Annotated in this window: 14 protein-coding genes; 6 read left to right on the top strand and 8 right to left on the bottom strand. The window is 37.7% G+C overall.

Features of this window, described 5'->3' with window-relative positions; translation table 11 throughout:
- The first annotated feature begins 51 nt into the window (after positions 1-51).
- The 5 genes from MM236_RS11315 (at position 52) to MM236_RS11335 (ending at position 8394) form a co-directional block, all read left to right on the top strand.
- On the top strand, positions 52-3144 hold the full coding sequence (locus tag MM236_RS11315; RefSeq protein WP_241275096.1) for a SusC/RagA family TonB-linked outer membrane protein: 3093 nt from the start codon (positions 52-54) through the stop codon (positions 3142-3144).
- 28 nt (positions 3145-3172) lie between these two features.
- Positions 3173-4681: a SusD/RagB family nutrient-binding outer membrane lipoprotein gene (locus tag MM236_RS11320; protein ID WP_241275097.1), complete on the top strand. Its 1509-nt coding sequence runs from the start codon at positions 3173-3175 to the stop codon at positions 4679-4681.
- A 368-nt stretch (positions 4682-5049) separates the two neighbouring features.
- Positions 5050-6354 carry a PepSY-associated TM helix domain-containing protein gene (locus MM236_RS11325; RefSeq protein ID WP_241275098.1) on the top strand — a complete coding sequence of 435 codons (1305 nt, stop codon included), beginning with the start codon at positions 5050-5052 and terminating at the stop codon, positions 6352-6354.
- 458 nt (positions 6355-6812) lie between these two features.
- Positions 6813-7964 carry a DUF4221 family protein gene (locus MM236_RS11330; RefSeq protein ID WP_241275099.1) on the top strand — a complete coding sequence of 384 codons (1152 nt, stop codon included), beginning with the start codon at positions 6813-6815 and terminating at the stop codon, positions 7962-7964.
- Positions 7954-8394 carry a hypothetical protein gene (locus tag MM236_RS11335; protein ID WP_241275100.1) on the top strand — a complete coding sequence of 147 codons (441 nt, stop codon included), beginning with the start codon at positions 7954-7956 and terminating at the stop codon, positions 8392-8394. The genes MM236_RS11330 and MM236_RS11335 overlap by 11 nt, the downstream gene beginning before the upstream one ends.
- Positions 8395-8414: 20 nt before the next feature.
- On the opposite strand, the gene thrC is transcribed toward MM236_RS11335, so the two are convergent.
- From thrC to thrA, 3 genes are all read right to left on the bottom strand, one after another.
- A complete protein-coding gene (gene thrC / locus MM236_RS11340; protein ID WP_241275101.1) occupies positions 8415-9713 on the bottom strand; it encodes a threonine synthase in 1299 nt (432 codons plus the stop codon).
- A 218-nt stretch (positions 9714-9931) separates the two neighbouring features.
- Positions 9932-10861, bottom strand: a complete 930-nt coding sequence (locus MM236_RS11345; protein WP_241275102.1) for a homoserine kinase — start codon at positions 10859-10861, stop codon at positions 9932-9934.
- Positions 10858-13314 (bottom strand): bifunctional aspartate kinase/homoserine dehydrogenase I, encoded by a 2457-nt coding sequence (gene thrA / locus MM236_RS11350; RefSeq protein WP_241275103.1) that lies wholly within the window; start codon positions 13312-13314, stop codon positions 10858-10860. Before thrA ends, MM236_RS11345 begins: the two co-directional genes overlap by 4 nt.
- A 703-nt stretch (positions 13315-14017) precedes the next feature.
- Between thrA and MM236_RS11355 the strand changes: the two genes are divergently transcribed.
- A complete protein-coding gene (locus MM236_RS11355; protein ID WP_241275104.1) occupies positions 14018-14443 on the top strand; it encodes an META domain-containing protein in 426 nt (141 codons plus the stop codon).
- 289 nt (positions 14444-14732) lie between these two features.
- Here MM236_RS11355 and MM236_RS11360 read toward each other — a convergent pair whose 3' ends face one another.
- The 5 genes from MM236_RS11360 to MM236_RS11380 all read right to left on the bottom strand — a co-directional run bounded on the left by MM236_RS11360 (position 14733) and on the right by MM236_RS11380 (position 17870).
- Positions 14733-15536: a hypothetical protein gene (locus tag MM236_RS11360; RefSeq protein ID WP_241275105.1), complete on the bottom strand. Its 804-nt coding sequence runs from the start codon at positions 15534-15536 to the stop codon at positions 14733-14735.
- Positions 15537-15548: 12 nt separating this feature from the next.
- Positions 15549-15899 (bottom strand): hypothetical protein, encoded by a 351-nt coding sequence (locus MM236_RS11365; RefSeq protein ID WP_241275106.1) that lies wholly within the window; start codon positions 15897-15899, stop codon positions 15549-15551.
- Between the two features lie 144 nt (positions 15900-16043).
- Positions 16044-16499 carry a nuclear transport factor 2 family protein gene (locus MM236_RS11370; protein WP_241275107.1) on the bottom strand — a complete coding sequence of 152 codons (456 nt, stop codon included), beginning with the start codon at positions 16497-16499 and terminating at the stop codon, positions 16044-16046.
- Positions 16496-17182 (bottom strand): head GIN domain-containing protein, encoded by a 687-nt coding sequence (locus tag MM236_RS11375; RefSeq protein ID WP_241275108.1) that lies wholly within the window; start codon positions 17180-17182, stop codon positions 16496-16498. The genes MM236_RS11370 and MM236_RS11375 overlap by 4 nt, the downstream gene beginning before the upstream one ends.
- A gap of 10 nt (positions 17183-17192) precedes the next feature.
- The gene (locus MM236_RS11380) at positions 17193-17870 is read right to left on the bottom strand and encodes an SDR family NAD(P)-dependent oxidoreductase (protein WP_241275109.1); all 678 of its coding nucleotides are present in this window, start codon (positions 17868-17870) and stop codon (positions 17193-17195) included.
- Positions 17871-17877 lie beyond the last annotated feature (7 nt).

Here is a 17877-nt window from a genome sequence, read left to right on the forward strand (position 1 = left end):
ACTTTTGCATCACAAAATTAATTCTTTTTTAGACTTAATCTAAATAAATCGATGAAGAAAAATTTACATACATTAAAAACAAGTTGCTTTAAACTCTTTCCTATTCTGATTCTCATGTTGATTTCGAATGAAATCTTGGCACAAAGAATCCATGTGAATGGACAGGTGTTGGATAGTTATTCTAGAGAATCGCTTCCTGGAGCTACTATTCAAGTAAAGGACAGCCCCGCTACAGCTGTTACTGATGCTGAAGGAAGGTTCAGGATGTATGCAGAAGTTGGAGATATCTTGCTGATCAAGTTTGTAGGTTTCAAATCTCAGGAGATTTTAGCTTCCGAAGATGAACAGAATGTAACTATTTATCTTAAAGAGAATGTGACAGAATTGTCAGAAGTGGAGGTTACTGCTGCATTGGGATTTTCCAGACCAGCAAAAGAATTGGGCAGTTCTGCCCAAATTGTGGATTCTGAGAATTTGAATCAAGGCAAGACTGTGAACCCTTTGTTTGGTTTGTCAAGTAAAGTGGCTGGTCTGAGGATCAATATGTATGACAGCAAAGTAGATCCTGCAGCTCAAGTTGTGTTGAGGGGAAATCGGTCTTTGCAAAGATCTTCGGGCATCGATGGAAGAAATCCAAATGAACCAATTTATGTTGTAGATGGTGTTCCTATTCCTGATATCAGCAGATTGAATCCCAATGACATAGAAAGCATCACTGTTCTCAAAGGTGCAAATGCTGCCGCACTATATGGATCTGAAGGTGTAAATGGTGCCTTGATGATCACAACAAAGAGAGGAAGAAAAGGTGAGGGTATCGTGAGGATCAGTAACACCACGACATTCTCAAATGTCTATTTTCTTCCTGAAGCGCAGACCTTGTATGGACAAGGAAACAATGGTGTCTATAGTCCAACAACTTTCGAGTCATGGGGGCCGGCATTTGATGGTACTTCTAGACCATTTGGAAATCCCTTACCTGACGGAACTCAACCTATGCTGACTTATGCAGCTCCATCTAGAGACAATAGACTGAACTTATTCCAAACTGGTGTCAATGTTCAGAATGATGTCTCTTTTTCTGGAGGAGATGATGTAAGTACCTATTTCCTTTCTGCCCAATACGTAACACAAACAGGGATAATTCCTGAAGATAAAAACAATAGAGTCAATTTGAGATTCAATGGATCCAGAGATTTCGGAAAACTGAAAACTTCCTACAATATAAATTTTATTAACAACAAAAAAGATATTACCCCTGATGGACCTTGGATCAGTTCCTATAGAATGCCTGCCAATTTTGACTATGACATGATCAGAAACTGGGAGGATCTCAATTCTCCGGGGAACCCCAATAACTACTTTATACCCAATGGAAGCTGGCTTAGAAATCCATATTTTTTGATTGATAATATTAGAAATCAAAACAATCAGCAAATCCTAAACGGAAAGATTGAACTGAATTATGCCGTAGCTCCTTGGATGGATGTTTTGTACCGAGTGGGGATGTATTCTTCCACAGATGAAGTGCGGAATTTTACCAATAAATATCAAGCAGAAGGTACAAGAAATACACCTGGATCAGTAAGTGATCAAAGTCTCTTTTATAGAAGGTTGAATTCTGACTTGATCATTAGCTTGAAGAAAGATTTTGGTGACTTCAGCAATAGATTGCTCCTTGGACAGAATATCAGAACTGATTATAGAAAAACTCAAAATGTATCGGCAAGCAACTTGCTATATACTGACATCATCAATCCAGACAGTAGGCAAGGTGAGTTGGGCGGTGGATCTGGGATTACGGAGCAAAGATCACTTGCTGTGTATGGTGAGTATGTTGCTGGATACAAGGATCTCTTGTTTGTGACATTTACAGGTCGAAATGATTGGATTTCTACATTAAGCAAGGAAAACAGATCATATTTCTATCCAGGCGTAAGTGCATCCTTGGTAGCTTCTGAAGCGATCCCGGCATTGAGACAGGTTAGGAAATTATCATTTGCTAAAATCTACACTTCATGGAATAAGACTGGAAACGTAACCCTTTCTCCTTATCAATTGAACAATGCCTATAGTCAAAGTAATGGTTTTCCATTTGGGAACTCAATAGGATTCTTACCTGGCCTGACCAATCCAAATCCAAATATTCAACCTGAGTTTGTGACTTCCTTTGAAGCAGGATTCCAATTGGGAATGTTCAACCATAGATTGTACGTGGACGGTGCTTATGTATATTCTGATGCAGACGGGCAGATTTCAAATGCCAACATCTCCAGGGCTACAGGATACAATGCCATGTTGGTCAATTCAGGTAGAATGACGAATAATATTATAGAATTGAGTGTAAGTGGAGATGTGGTGAGGACCATGGATTGGAATTTCAATCTAGGTTTCAATTTCACCTATACCAACAATGTGGTTCGGGAACTTTATGGAGGAGCTGAGTTTCGTCAGAATTTCAGACAATCTTATGCTTTTGTCGGAGACCAATTTCCAATGCTATGGGTGAGTGACTACCAAAGAACTCTAGATGGAAGGGTAGTGGTAGATGCCGAAACAGGTGATCCATTAGTAGCACCGGATAATGTGAAGTTGGGCCCGATGGTTCCTCCTTACATGATGGGAATCAACTCTAGGATAGATTACAAAGGTTTTTCCCTAGCAGCACAGTTTGATTGGAGAATGGGAGGATGGTTCTACTCTGAGACAATTCCACCGATGTACGAATTCGGAACACACCCAATCACAGCAGCTTATGGAAGGGAAGCTTTCGTATGGCCAAATTCAGTGATAGAAACTTCACCAGGAGTGTTTGTAGAAAACACAAGTCTGACCACATCAGGTGGAGGAAAGGAGTTTTGGACGAGACAAGGCGCTGTTCAGAGTAATACTGCTGCAAAAGCTGACTTCTTCAAGCTTCGTGAATTGAGCCTTAGCTATACTGTTCCTGCGACACTATTGCAGGGTCAGAAAATTTTCCGCGAAGCTTCAGTAGGAGTGGTTGCTACGAATTTATTTATCATAACTCATTCAAGTAATAATATCGGTGACCCAGAGTATTTATACAACAACACAGATGGGTATTACAGTTTTAGGCAAGTTCCTCCGATGCGAACAATTGGCTTCACTGTGAATGCTTCTTTCTAACATTATAAATCTCCAATCGAATTCAAAAATGAAAAGATATATTTTAAATACCCTTTTTGCACTTTCACTATTTGCCCTGTCTTCTTGCGACGAATTTCTGGACGTGAATAGCAATCCTAACAGCCCAATTGGTGACAACCTTCCACTGAGCGCTAAGCTACCTGGGGCATTGGTGTCAGTGGCCAACCAGGAAACACTCCAACTAAATCAAATAGGTTCATTCTGGGGAGGTTATTGGGGGACGAACAATGAAGGAATCAATCAGTTTTTTGATTTGAAAACCTACAATGGCCAAAATATCAGAAGTCAAAGAGAAGGTATTCCTGTTTGGGAAAATGGCTTCAACAACATCCTTTACTTCAGATTGATTCAGGAAGAAGCCGAAGAGAATGGGCAATTATTTTATGCCGGCACTTCGAAAATAATGCAGGGAATGCTGTTTTTGAGATTGGTAGATATGTATAACAATATCCCTTTTGACGATGCTGCGCAGGGAAGTGAATTAATCAACCCTAAGTACGAACCGGGAAATGTTGTCTATCAGAAATCTATCGATTTGATCTCAGCTGGGATTGACGATGTGAAAGCTTCTGGAGTAATTCCCCAAAATCACGGAGATGTATTGTTCAATGGTGATAAAGTGCTTTGGGCAAAATTTGGAAATACCTTGAAGCTAAGGGCTTTGATTAGGCAAAGCGAAAAAGCTGATGCAGGTTATATTTCTTCAGAAATCCAAAAAATAAGCGCAGAAGGAAGTGGGTTTTTGTCAGCAGGTGAAACTGCCGCTGTCAATCCAGGATATCTGAATTCCAATGGGAAAATGAATCCATTTTGGGCGTCCTACTATAGGGATGTTCAGGGAAATACTACTGCCAACTACCAGAATATTCGTCCTACAAATTACTTGCTAAGTCAATTGGAAAGTAAAAATGATCCAAGGTTGGAGCGATTGTATGTAGCGGTGGATGGTAGTTACAAAGGTGTGGTGTTTGGAAATTCTGAAGCAGGAAATCCGGACTTTGAAAGGAATGCAACATCGGCATTTAGAGGACCAAATGAAAATGGAGGTCAAGCGACTGGCATTTTTCATGCACTGAATCAATCCAGTGTGATTCTGAGTGATTTTGAAAGTTTGTTTTTGCAAGCTGAAGCTGCACACAGAGGTTGGGTTTCCCAAGATGTAGCGTTGCTGTACAATCAGGCAATTGCGCAGTCATTTTCTTACACTAAAGTCCCAGCAGCCGCATTGAGCAGTTACCTAGATCAAGAATCAGTGGCGATCACTTCAGGTCCCAATCGTCTAGAAAGAATCATAGAGCAGAAATGGTTGGCACTAAACAGCGTAAGCAGCATAGAAGCATGGAATGATTTCAGAAGGTTGGGAATTCCAAATTATCCAAGAACAGCAGCTAGTGGCGTGACCGGAATACCTTTGAGATTGATGTACCCAGAAACAGAAAGAGGAACAAACAATGAAGAGGTCGTAGCCCAAGGAAATGACGAAATGCTGACTGCAAAAATATGGTGGATGCCGTAAGGAAAGAGTCAACTGTCAAGAGATTAGTTGATTGAGTTATTGGTTGATTAGGTTTTTGGTTAGTGCATCCTTTTATAAAGAATGTGTATATCCGCTTACTTATCAGTAGTCAAACAAATTGATTTGTTTTAAGTCAATTGATGCACTAACAACTAATAACCATATTAACCTGTGGCCTAAATAAAAAAGTGTTAAGCGTTAAAACGTTAATTGTTAAGTGCTTTTAACGTTTTAACGCTTAACATTGAACATTTTACCAAGATAGTTGTAGAGAGTCGCACTCACAGATCAGAGGATAAAGTTTGTCCAATTTCTAAGACTAGGCAATATTATCAAATAGTAAAAAGGAAACATATAAATATTCTAATATGGCAAATGTAAATCAAACAAAAGGTCTCTGGCAGAAAACCAGGAAATTCTTCAATGATGTCCATTTATGGGCAGGCTTGATTAGTGGGTTGGTAATTCTTGTAGTTTGCCTGACAGGGACTATTTATGTTTATAATACGGAAATCAGGGAGATGGGAGCATCACATCTGTATAAAGTAGAAGTGCCGCAGGATACAAGAAAACTCAGTCCTGACAAGGTTATTGAACTTGTCAAAGCTGAGACGGATGCACCTATTACAGGAATTAGCATTGAAAAATCTGCAAGTCGACCATTTCAAGTAAATACAAGGCCAGAAGGCGGCAATAGTAGGTTTGGAGTAACCTATTTTGTAAATCCCTACACCGGTCAAATCTTGGGCAAAAGTGATGAGCCCAATCAGGTGGCAGAATTCATGGGTTATATGTTTAGTCTTCACCGATGGTTGTTGTTGGACAAAATCGAGGAACCATTGATTGGGGATTTGCCAAACAGGACTCTGGGGAGTTATATTACAGGTGCATGTACTATTTTGTTTACCATCGGAGTGATTACGGGAATGATCATCTGGTTTCCCCAAAGAATCAAAAATTGGCGACAAGGATTGAAAGTCAAATTTGGGAAAAGCTGGAAACGGACAAACCATGATTTGCACAATACCTTGGCTTTTTATTCGATTATAATACTTTTTTTGATGGGTGTCACTGGCCCATTCTGGTCATTTCCATGGTATAGGGAAGCATTGCAAAAATCATTGGGCACTTACCAGGAAAGACCTGCTCCAGGTGCTGAAAGAGGGCAAGGAAGAGAAGGCCAAAAAAGGGGAGCTGATGATGGAAAACAGGGAGATTCGACCCAAGAAGAAGTCAATGTGCCAATTCATTCCATTATGGATTACATAGCAGTGGTTGACCATCACTTACAGTATGAAGGGAATTACAGAGTGAATTTGCCACAAAAAGCTGGAGATCCAGTGAATATCCAAAAAGGAAGGACAGGTTTTTTTGCACCATCTGCTGGTGACAAAGTCGTTTTGAATTCTGCCAACTTGGAAGTCATAGAGAAGGATATCTTTAGAGACAAACCTTTCAATGAGAGGGTTTCCAGTTCGATTAAAGCGCTACATTTAGGTGATGTTTATGGGCAATTTTCAAAGTTGTTGTATTTCATTGCTTGTTTGATAGCCACTAGCTTACCTGTCACCGGGACGCTGATTTGGATCAACAAAATGAAAAAGAAAAAACCAAATCCAAGAAGAAAAGTAAAGACTTCTGACACAAAAACACATTCAGAGGTGTTGAATTAATTCTGGGTTAGATGATTTAAGGTTAAAAAATTTTATAATCATAGAATCTTAGAGAGTAAAAAATATTTAAACTAAAGCTTATCCATGTTTTAAGTTCAGCTTTCTTTAGAATTATGTAAAGGAAAAATCTAAATTTGATTTTTCCTTTTTATGTATATCCTTTTTCATACCAGTAGAATCTAAATAATTGAATTAACCTGTGATTTCGAACCAATATCAATAAATATCCAATATCTATTAGTATCAGTTTGCCAAAAAACAATCGTTTAATTGATTAGTGGCATGATTGGGGATAATCATATTACTTTTTTAAAAAATGCTTTACCAAAGTTAATCCTACTTTTCTTTCTTTGATTGACTATTTTTAGAAATTCATTTACCTTGTTAAGTAACAGACAAATTAAGGGCCTATCAAGCCAAGTATTATCATTTTATCTAGCAATCAATTATTTTATACAATGTCAAATAGCTTACTTTTCATTATTGCTTTATTCTTTTTTGTAGCCTGTAGTAGTCCTAAGGAGACAAAAGTAATTAATTTGAAATATTCTATTGAAGAACAAATCAAAATTGACTTAGATAGTGTTTCTACCCCAATTAATTATTGTGTGCAACTTTTAGAAACTGACTCATGTAGATTTGTGGCAACAATGGGCAGGACTCCCTTTGGGATAAATATTTATAATCTGGAAACAAAGAAGAAAGCTCATCAAATAAAATTGTCATCTGATGGTATTGATAAAGTTGGAGTATCAAATGGTTTCTTTATTCAGAGTGCAGATACCGTATTAATCACATCTGTTCCTGCGATTGTTTCAATATTTGATATCAATGGCAAAAAGGCAAGAGATATTAAAATAGAAGGGTCAGATCAGTATGTACAAACTATTTCCTCTAGCAATTATCGACCATTGATTATTGAAAATCAAAAAATTTATGGAGCTTACCCTTTTATCACCAAACATTGGGAAACGTCTTTAAAAGATGTGTCAAAATACCAACATTTATTTGAATATGATCTAGTTAAATCGACTATAAAATGGCTGAATTATTCACTTCCAGTTGGTTTTTGGGATAGCGGAATATTTTCACCTGAATTTAGCCTGATATCAAAAGGGGATTCTATAGTTACTGTTTTTAGTAGAGATCTTAGGATTAATGTTTTTTCAAAATCCCAAAATAAAATTATAAGCACATTAGACCTTGACACCCCTGAAAAAATGGAATTTGCTAAATATCAAGAAAGGCCTTATGGGGATGAAGGTGTCATAAAAGGATTGGAAAATGGGGTTATAAAAGGGATGGTATTTGATAAATACAGAAATGTTTATTACGTAATTTTTGAACTCCCTACAAATCCTGAATTATATCAATTAAGCTTATTGCAGTTATACTCAAATAGACCTGACTTTAAAGTCTTCGTATTGGATTCTAATTTTGAATACAGGGGTGAAGTTTTGTTTAAGAACTACTCAGCAGATCAAAGAGAGTTGTTTGTTGGAAGGAAAGGTTTGTATGTTTCAAGGAACAATCAAAACAATATAGATTTTGATGAAAACTACCTCATTTATGATGTTATCAGGTTTGAAGGTTTGGATTATGAAGATTAATGTACTGGTATTGTTGGGCATGGTTTTGCTTTTGACTGCTTGCACTAAGCCAGAGCGGAATGATTTCGATTTTGTTAAGGAGCAGTTTGATATTCCTCAATCTTCAGAGTGGATTTTGGTGGTCAACCCATCTGCTTGCAAAGGGTGTTTGGATATTTTGTTTAAGCAACTCTCTGATGAAAAATTAGAAAATGGTTCGTTGGTGATCATCAGTCCAAGTATTAAAACGTACCTCAATAATCCATATCTATCTCAGTTAAAAATTCCAATTTTCTTTGACACGGGTAGGTTTTTGATTGAAAAAAATCATTATGATGTCAATGATGAATTGATTCTTTTGAGCTCAGAGTTAACATTAAAGTTTAAAACAGATGATTGGTTGAGTTTAAAAAAAAAAATTAAAATAAATAGGCTATCCAAATCTGGATAGCCTATTTATTTTACGAAAAACTAATTACAGAGATACTTCTTAAACTCCTGATAATCATTTTTCAATGCTATAGTTTTCTTTTCTCCTTCCAAAAACTTTGCAAGTCTTTCTGGGAGTTCAAGCTTCAATTCCAAGACTTCTTCTACTACATTTCTGAATTTGCCAGGATGTGCGGTTTCCAAGAAAATCCCCACATATTCATCTGGTGATATGTTTCGGAAATTTCTTAAACCCAAATATCCCACTGCACCATGCGGATCCATGATGTAGTTGCTGTTTTGTTTGACATTTTTCATTCCATTGATAGTATCTTGATCATCAAAGTAAAAACCCTTCACCTTTTGCCTGAAAAGTGCTTCATCATTGCCAAACAATGCCAGTAGTCTGTAGAAATTGCTGGGATTACCTACGTCCATGCTATTGCTGATAGTTTGTAGTGAGGACTCGGTAGTAAATGGATTTCCTGCCAAATAATTGGGAACGACCCTGTTTACATTTGTGGAAGCGATGAAAGTGTCAATAGGTAAGCCCATTCTCTCAGCCAAGATTCCTGCGCCAAGATTCCCGAAATTCCCGCTAGGAACAGATATCGCCAGCTTTTTGTCAGTTTTCGGAAGTCTGGAATAAGCATAGAAATAATACAGGCATTGTGGAATCCATCTTGCTATATTGATAGAGTTGGCTGAGGTCAGGAGCATTTTTTCATTCAGTTCCTTATCCAAAAATGCCTCTTTGACCATTTTTTGACAATCATCAAATACACCATCGACTTCCAAAGTTGAGATGTTTTCTCCGAGCGTGGTAAATTGCTTTTCTTGTAGTTCACTTACTTTCCCCTTAGGATAGAGAATGATGACTTCTACTCCAGGTACTTTGTAGAAACCATTGGCGACAGCACTGCCTGTATCACCTGAAGTGGCCACAAGCACTCTTACTTGCCTGTCTTCGCCTTCCATCAAAATCGACATCAATTTTGAGCAGAACCTAGCCCCAAAATCTTTGAACGCCAATGTTGGGCCATGAAATAATTCCAAAGTATAGACTCCCTCCTCAATTTTTACCAAAGGAGCATCAAAGGTTAAAGTGTGGTCGACGAGTTCTTTGATCTGCTCCACCGACAAATCCTCACCAAACAATGCTGTGATAACTTCATAGCCAATTTCCTGAAAGCTAAGGTCTGGTAACTTATCAAAAAAATCCTGAGGAAGTGTAGGGATTTTTTCTGGCATATAAAGCCCTTGATCGGGTGCAAGACCTTTGATCACAGCTTCCTTGAGGCTTACTCTATGCTCTGGGTTATTTGTACTGTAAAAATTCATTGTGATGATTTTATTATGAATATATGCTTTTCCGCCAGTAATTTCAGTATTTGTTCCACCCCGAATTACAAGTGTTAATTATAGTTTTTGTTTAATATCAACAAGTATCATGTATCAATAAATAACTTGTCCGCTTCTGGTGGATCGAAATGGATAAAACTGGAGTTAATGCTTTGAATATTGACATGATTTTGTAAAATCAGATTTTTTATGATGTATCAAATTACGTAGGCGCCTCTGTCATTGACTTCAGAAATGTAAACATCCACATCGAGCCCTATTTTTTTGAAAACTTCGCTGCCTTTTGTACCTACTGCTGTAGCGATCTTTTTGGATGGTGACAGGACGAAAATCGTTGGGCCTGAGCCTGAGATTCCTGAACCCAATGCTCCGATAGATTTGATGGCATCTCTCAATTCATAAAATCCTGGGATCAAAAGTGCCCTTGTTGGTTCTGCAATAACATCCTTAAGCGATCTGCTGATCAGATCGAAATCTTTTTGGAACAAACCTGCGATCAAACCTGCAATATTTCCAGACTGGATAGTAGAATCTTTGAGGGAAATCTGTTTTCTCAATACAGATCTAGAATCAGATGTGTTGAGTTCGAGATGGGGATGCAAAAGTGTACAATAAAGCCCGTTGGGAACAGGGAGTTTGATGACATCGAGTGGTTCGTAATCCCTGATCAATACAAATCCTCCAAGCAAGGAAGGTGCGACATTGTCAGCATGTGCTGCCCCGCATGCGATTAGCTCTGCCTTGACAGCAAAATCTACCAGTTGCTTTTTGTCAAATGGATAACCCAAGAGTGCATTAGCAGCTACGAGCGCTGCAGCTGCACTGGCTGCCGAAGAGCCCATTCCAGAACCAAGAGGAAGACCTTTATACAAAGATATTTCCATACCTTTTTTATAATCCAACTGATCCAACATGGCTTGGATTGCTACAGTGCATGTATTCTTTTCTGCTTCATAAGGCAATCTTCCTCCATCTCCTTCGATATTGACTACCCTAAGACCGGGAGTCTCACACAGGGAAACTTCCACCTGATCTCCCAATTCATCTATAGCGAAACCTAAGATGTCGAAACCACATGAAACATTGGCGACGGTTGCTGGGGCAAATGCCCTTATCGATTTTTTCATGATCTTGTATAATTTCCTAGTCGGATAACATCTGCAAATACACCTGCCGCAGTCACATCCGCACCTGCTCCAGGACCTCTGATGATCATTGGGAAATCATGGTACCTTTCAGTTGTGAAAAGAATCATATTATCACTTCCCTTCAATGTGCTGAATGGATGCGAATTATCCAGTGATTTCAAGCCAACTTTAGCTTTTCCATTTTCAAGGGTTGCCATGAAGCGGAGTTTTTCACCTCTTTCTGCTGCTTCGGCAAGAAGCTGCGCAAATTCGCCATCATGACCTTGAAGCTTTTGGAAGAATTCATCGACAGATTTAGCTTCAACACAGTCCTCTGGCACCATACTCTGTATGCTGATGTCTTCAAAATGCAAATCCTGCTCGGCTTCTCTTCCCAAGATCAATATTTTTCTGGCAACATCCATTCCGCTCAAGTCGTCTCTAGGATCTGGTTCTGTGTATCCTTTCTCTTTTGCAAGTTTCACCACTTCACTAAATGGAGCACCTTTTTCCAATTCACTGAAAATATAATTCATCGATCCACTCAATACAGCCTCAATTTTGATCACTTTATCACCACTTAGCATGAGATCTTGTAGTGTGTTGATGACTGGAAGTCCGGCAGCTACATTGGTTTCATAAAGAAACTTCACACTTCTTTTTCCAGCCAGTTTCTTGAGGTTCTTATATTTTTCCAATGAACTTGAATTTGCCTTTTTGTTAGGTGTGACTATAGCCACTTTTGCTTCCAAGACTCTCTCATAGAAATCCGCCACATCTTGGCTGGCAGTACAGTCCACAAAAACTGAATTGGAGAAGTTCATGGATTCCATTTGGGTAATGAATTTATCCAAATCCATTTCCATAGCTCCATCAGCATTCTCAGGAAGGGGACAATTTTTCAAATCGAATCCATCTTCATTGAATGCCATAAACCTGGAATTGGCAATTCCGTGAATTTGTATGTCAAGTAGGTTTTCTTTTTGGAGCTTTTGCTGCTGAGTTGCGATCATTTTGGTCAATGCCTGACCAATCAGACCTACACCAACCAAGAATACGTGAAGTACTTTATTGTCAGATAGGAAAAATGCTTCATGCAATGCATTGAGTGCTTTTTGCAAATCGGATTTTGACACTACAGCAGAAATATTCAACTCAGAACTTCCTTGTGCAATAGCATAAACGTTCACGTTGTTTCTTCCCAAAGCTTGGAACATCCTTCCACTTGCTCCTGGATTTTGTTTCATATTTTCTCCCACCACGGCTACGATTGCCAAGTCAGAGATCACATGGACCACATCGATTTCTCCATTTCTGATTTCATGGAAAAATTCCTTTTCTATTGCTTCTTTGGCCAAGGTTACTTCAAATGATCTGATTGCCAGACAGGTAATCTGCTCTGATGATGCCTGAGAGATCAAGATCACATTGATGTTCACACTTGCCAAAGCGGTAAATATCCTTCTGTTGACATCTATCACATCCAATATGCCTGCACCTTGGATATTGAGTAGGGATATGTCAGACATGGAAGAAATCCCCTTGATCAACTTGCCCGAAGGAGCATCACCATTGATCAAAGTGCCAGGATTTGAAGGTTCAAAAGTGTTTTTGATGTAGATCGGAATCCCTTTTTTCATCGCAGGCATCATGGTAGAAGGGAAAATCACCTTGGCTCCAAAATGCGACAGCTCCATCGCTTCACTGTAACTCAATTGAGGAATAGTGAATGCAGTATATACCAACCTTGGATCAGAAGTCATTACTCCAGATACATCTGTCCAAATCTCCAAACTCTCAGCATGTAGGGCAGAGGCAAAGATAGAAGCGGTGTAATCAGAGCCACTTCTTCCCAAAGTCGTGGTTTCACCTTTGGAAGTAGATGCTACAAATCCAGTTATGATTTGGATAGTGTTATTGTTATGGAAATAGTCCAGGATCAAATCATTGGTAGCAGGAAAATCAACTTTGGCATTTCCAAATCTATCATTGGTACGGATGACATCCCTTGCATCCAGATATTTTGAGTTGAAGCCTTCTACTTTGAGTGCTTCTGCCAATACGAATGCTGATAATCTTTCTCCAAAACTTGCCACATAGTCCAAGGTACGAGGGGAACATTCTTTTATTAAAAATATTCCGTGAAAAAGGTCTTCCAATTCATTGAAACGGACTTTTACATAAGTGAGAACAGGAGATTGCAAATGAATCGGGAAAAGCTGTCTTACCAATTCTATGTGACGATCTTCCAGTACTTTAATATCTTCTGTATAAGATTTATCACCATTTTTTGCAGCAGCAGCACTATTGAGCAAAACTTCCGTCACGCCTCCGAATGCTGAGAAAACTACAGCTATATTTCCTTCTGATTGACTTTTTCTAATGATTTCAAATACCTTTTTGATATTCTCTTGGTTTGCGACTGAGGATCCTCCGAATTTTAAGATTTTCATAAAAATTGATTGCTTTATGATGAATAATATAATATGATAGTAAGATCCAATAAATCGGACCTTGATAGAAAGGGCTATATGTATAAGGGATCACGGGATTAACCCGTAATGGTGGTAGTGGTAGTAGTAAAAGTAGATGTGCTCATGCCAAAAATGCAGTCACCCTCAGTACAAGCTACTGAAATTACTGTTTTGGATATGTTTTTTGCCGAGAAATGCATGAGTTATTTTTTGATGACACAATTCTAGTTACATTTTTCCAAAAACCAAAAATAAATTTGTTGTTTTTTTAAATTAACACTTCATCTGTTAAGGATTTATTAATTTTTCATTGCTTTTATTACGTATTGTAACTGCTTATTTCAGATTTAAATTTGGTTTTGTTAATTATATTTTAAAGATTGTTCTAAAATAAATCATTTTGAGACTTGATTATGGTAATTTTTCTATTTTTCGAAAAGTCTATTATAACTTATGCTCAAGTTGTAAGTAATGGAAAATTTAAAAAAGACTGATTTATTTTAGAATTTTATTAAATTGGTGCGAGCTTCTTTATTTTATCAACTTCAAATTACCAATGATTTAGCCAAACGCTTTAAATACTTCAATGAATTTACAAGTAGGCTTCAAAGTAGCTGATCAAAAAGTAAATACCAATTTAACTAAATTCTTTTATAAAAATGACCATTTAAATTATTCAATCATGAAAAAATTATCGAATGTATTGTTCCTTCTTGTCTTCTTATCATTTTCGTCGTGTGATTCGATCAGTAAAATGAACCCGCTAAGTATGCTAACAGGAAATAACTGGGTATTGTCCTCTATTTTGGGTGGAGGTTTAGATGCTAGTAAATTTACAGCGGGACTTCCATTTTTGAATTTTATGGATGGAGGCAAACTATCAGGTTTTGCTGGATGTAATAATTTCTCAGGAAACTTTAAATTAGATGGAACATCCTTGAATCTGGATCCAGGAGCAATGACCAAAAAAGCCTGCGGAGACGGAAATGGGGAAAATCAATTTGTTTCTTTGCTTTCACAAGCCAAAAACATGAAAGTAGCCAAAGATAAATTGACACTATTTGATGGTGCAAAAGAGCTTATGAGTTTTGTTCCGCAAGCGAAATAACAAGGGGTTTAATTTCGAATTTCCTGTTTCGGGAAATTTGAAATAGTAGATTCAACGAAAAAAGGCTGTTTGATAAGTCCTTTTTAAATACATGGCTACCTGATTTCTCGGGTAGCTTTTTTTGTTAATCCTAAATTGTCATTCTGATGTCTGGAAAAACAAGACTCAAATATTGTCCTGAAATACTATGACCTCCATTCATCAGAGTATCCCTCTAGTGTAGCCAACATCGATTATCCGCATGATTTTATTTGAAGTTTACCTTCTGGATTCATTGCGGCTAATCATATTAATCTTTTTCTTTTATCATAAAAAGGCCATCATTCATATTTCCAAAAGACTTCCCTTGATAGATTAGCACAACCTTTTTTCCATTGGTATATTCCTTGGGAATTTTGTAAAAATCGATCATCACTTTATAGTCTGGAGTGTCTGAGGTGTAGCCCACCATTTGCCCATCAGTTTTAAACACGAAGGCTTCTTTTTCTAATGGTATTTTCATAAAGGCATTACCAAACCACCACCAATAGCTTCCATGTCCGGCTGTGGGGCTGCCAATATTCGCCAGCGGATTATGTCGTGACCAGTTGTACCGCTGCTTTGCAAAAAAAGCAACATCAATACCAGTGTTTTGATCGGCAAATCGGTAATAATTATCCAGATTATTGACCATTACCCAAGATTGATAATTCTCGGTTGGATAATCTTCTTCTGCAATATCCTCTAAAATCTCACCCTTTGCATTAAAAAATATCCAAACTTCTTCGTAATTCAATCCTACACCAAATAGCGCTTTGTCTTTATTATAAAAGACCCTTGATTCCTGTGTCCAGAAATATGGGTCATCACTTATCTCTTTATTGTTCCAATCTTCACTGGGGTATATTGACATTCTGTTTTTCAACCCTAAATCTTGATCGGTTATTTTGATAAATTCATATCCTGAAACTTCGAAAGTGCGTGAATCATTGATCTGGTCGAGATAGGGAAAGTTCCATTTTTCCCACATCGAGTTTTCCACTTTGTGCTTGTTGAGCTGATAAATAAAAAACCCAGTTGCTAACAAGACAAGTACAGCTATTGATAAAAACATTTTTTTCATTGTTTAAGGATTAAAATCATCTAGATACACGAATAGTTTTTTTATGCCCGACTTGGGATGGGGTAATTCAATTTCCAGTACTTTCTCTTGACGCAAGGTCATTGCTATTAGGTCAGTGCCTAATTGTAAAAAACTCTCCTTATACCCGCAAAATTCAGCTGTATGATTGCGATGAACTACCTCTATTGGGTAATCATTTCCAGATGCAAAGCTAATATTGCGACCTGCTCCTTCCAACACAACCAACTTTGAATAGTTAGCATTGGCTTGCCATCCTTCAAAATCTTCCTTCCTAAATATGTGAGGCTCGTCTAGAGGTAGACTTTTTAATATATCAATGATCGTTTTTTGCATTGTTATGATTCTGAATATAAGAATAGTAAAAATGAGAATGAAAAAAGTAAATATCAATTTTGAGTTAAAGAAAAAATGGCTACCCAGTAAAATTAGGTAGCCATTCAATTTTTTTTAAGAATACTTATTAAATATCCTCTTTTATCATTTGCACCCTACTTTGTGTCTGGTATCTATAATATATGTGATTTTCCAACCCTCTGATGTTTTGATCAATTGGAAAGAGTTGACACCACAATGGCTAAATCCTTCATTGACATAAAATTCGTATGGAGTCCATGCAGAAGCCATGTTGCCATCTATCTTGATTTGATAGTCAAGAATTTGCTCATCCAAGATGGTATTGTCCGGCGTTGTGGCAATTCTATTTAGAAAATCTTGGACAGAATTGCTACTAATAGTCGCACCGTCAGATCCGTCGATGGTTGTTTGCATAATAGCATCTTTTAAGAAAGCTTTTTCCAAAAGATCCTGATTTTTTGTTTTCATTCCTTCAAAAAGAGAAGCAATTACTATTTCTACTTCATTTTCTTCAGACTGTGCATTTGCAAATAAAATCTGTGAAAATATCAGGGTTAAAACGATGAGTGAATTTCTCATTTCTTTTTGATGTCTCCACCAGTATTTGTTTTGACATCTATCAAAGTAGGGTCTCCTGTGTATGTGATTTTTGCACCTGTGGCAGCAGAGCCTTTGATAGATTCTGTCACATTAAACTCAGCTTTGGCTGCAGTATTGGCCAACACTTCAGAATGGGTGACGGTAAGTTTTGCAGCGTCCACTGTCGCATTAGTATATGCTTTAAGGTCGAAGTTCTCACTTGATCCTTTTACTGCAATTTTTGAATTGGTATTAGCTTCTATAAATAGATTTGAAGCCTCAACAGAAGCTTCAATGTATGCATTGGAAGCCGCATATAGATAGACTTGGTTGCCAGCTAATTCATTTTTCACAAAAACCTTTGAGCTAGTCGTGGCTTGAACTTCGTCAATATCTATATAAGTTATGGTGACTTTTACAGAACTTGACCTAAAGTTTCCCCTACCGAGTTTTACTTCAAGCGCATCCTCTGACACATTCGTCTCCACTTTATCCAATTCCACTCCTGAAGCGACAATAGAAATGGAGTTTTTGTCGCCTTTTACTAATTCTGCTTCGATTGAATTGGCAACTTTGACACTCGAAAAATTCCTTAAATCCCGTGTTTCCTTATTTGTTTGTGCGAAGGAAAAGATTGCCGAGATTGAGAAAAGAAAGGCAAATAATACTTTTAGTTTTTTCATGATTGTTTTTTTATACACCTCCATATAGTTTAAAGGTCATATTTCGCAGATCAGGGTTGTTTACAGCATAATGCATAGCTTCTGCTATTTCCGAAGGATGAACCCATTCAGAGAAATCGGCATCTGGCATAGAATCCCTATTCTCAGGTGTATCGATAATACTGGGTACAAATATGTGTGACCTTATTTTACTGCCCTTGGATTCTTCTGCAACAAAGTCTGCTAGATTGACCACCATTCCTTTACTCAAAGCGTATGCCACAACTTCTTTGCCGTCTTCTGGCTGAAGTGCAGGTCGTGCTCCTACGAAGAGGAAGTTGCCTTTATTTGCTTTTTTCATCATTGGAAGGAAGTTTTTTACCAAGTTGAAAGTTGAGAAAAAATTCAGTTTTACCATTTTATTGATATCATCTGTAGAAGTGTTTTCGATGTTTCCGCCGCTGTATCCACCTACCAGTAAGATGATAGCTTCTACTTCTCCATATTGCATGATATATTCTTTGGCAAAATCTGAGGCTGATTTTTCATCTGTCACATCGACTTCATATACATCATCTGCTTCTTCGATCTCGTCACCCGAACCAGGAAGAACCGTAGCTATGATTTTATACCCTTCTCTTTTGAATTTTTCAATAACTGCACTTCCAAGATTTCCGGCACCTCCGGTAATGATTATATTCCGATCCATATATCTA

The sequence above is a fragment of the Belliella calami genome (assembly GCF_022549695.1).
GTDB classification, from domain to species: domain Bacteria; phylum Bacteroidota; class Bacteroidia; order Cytophagales; family Cyclobacteriaceae; genus Belliella; species Belliella calami.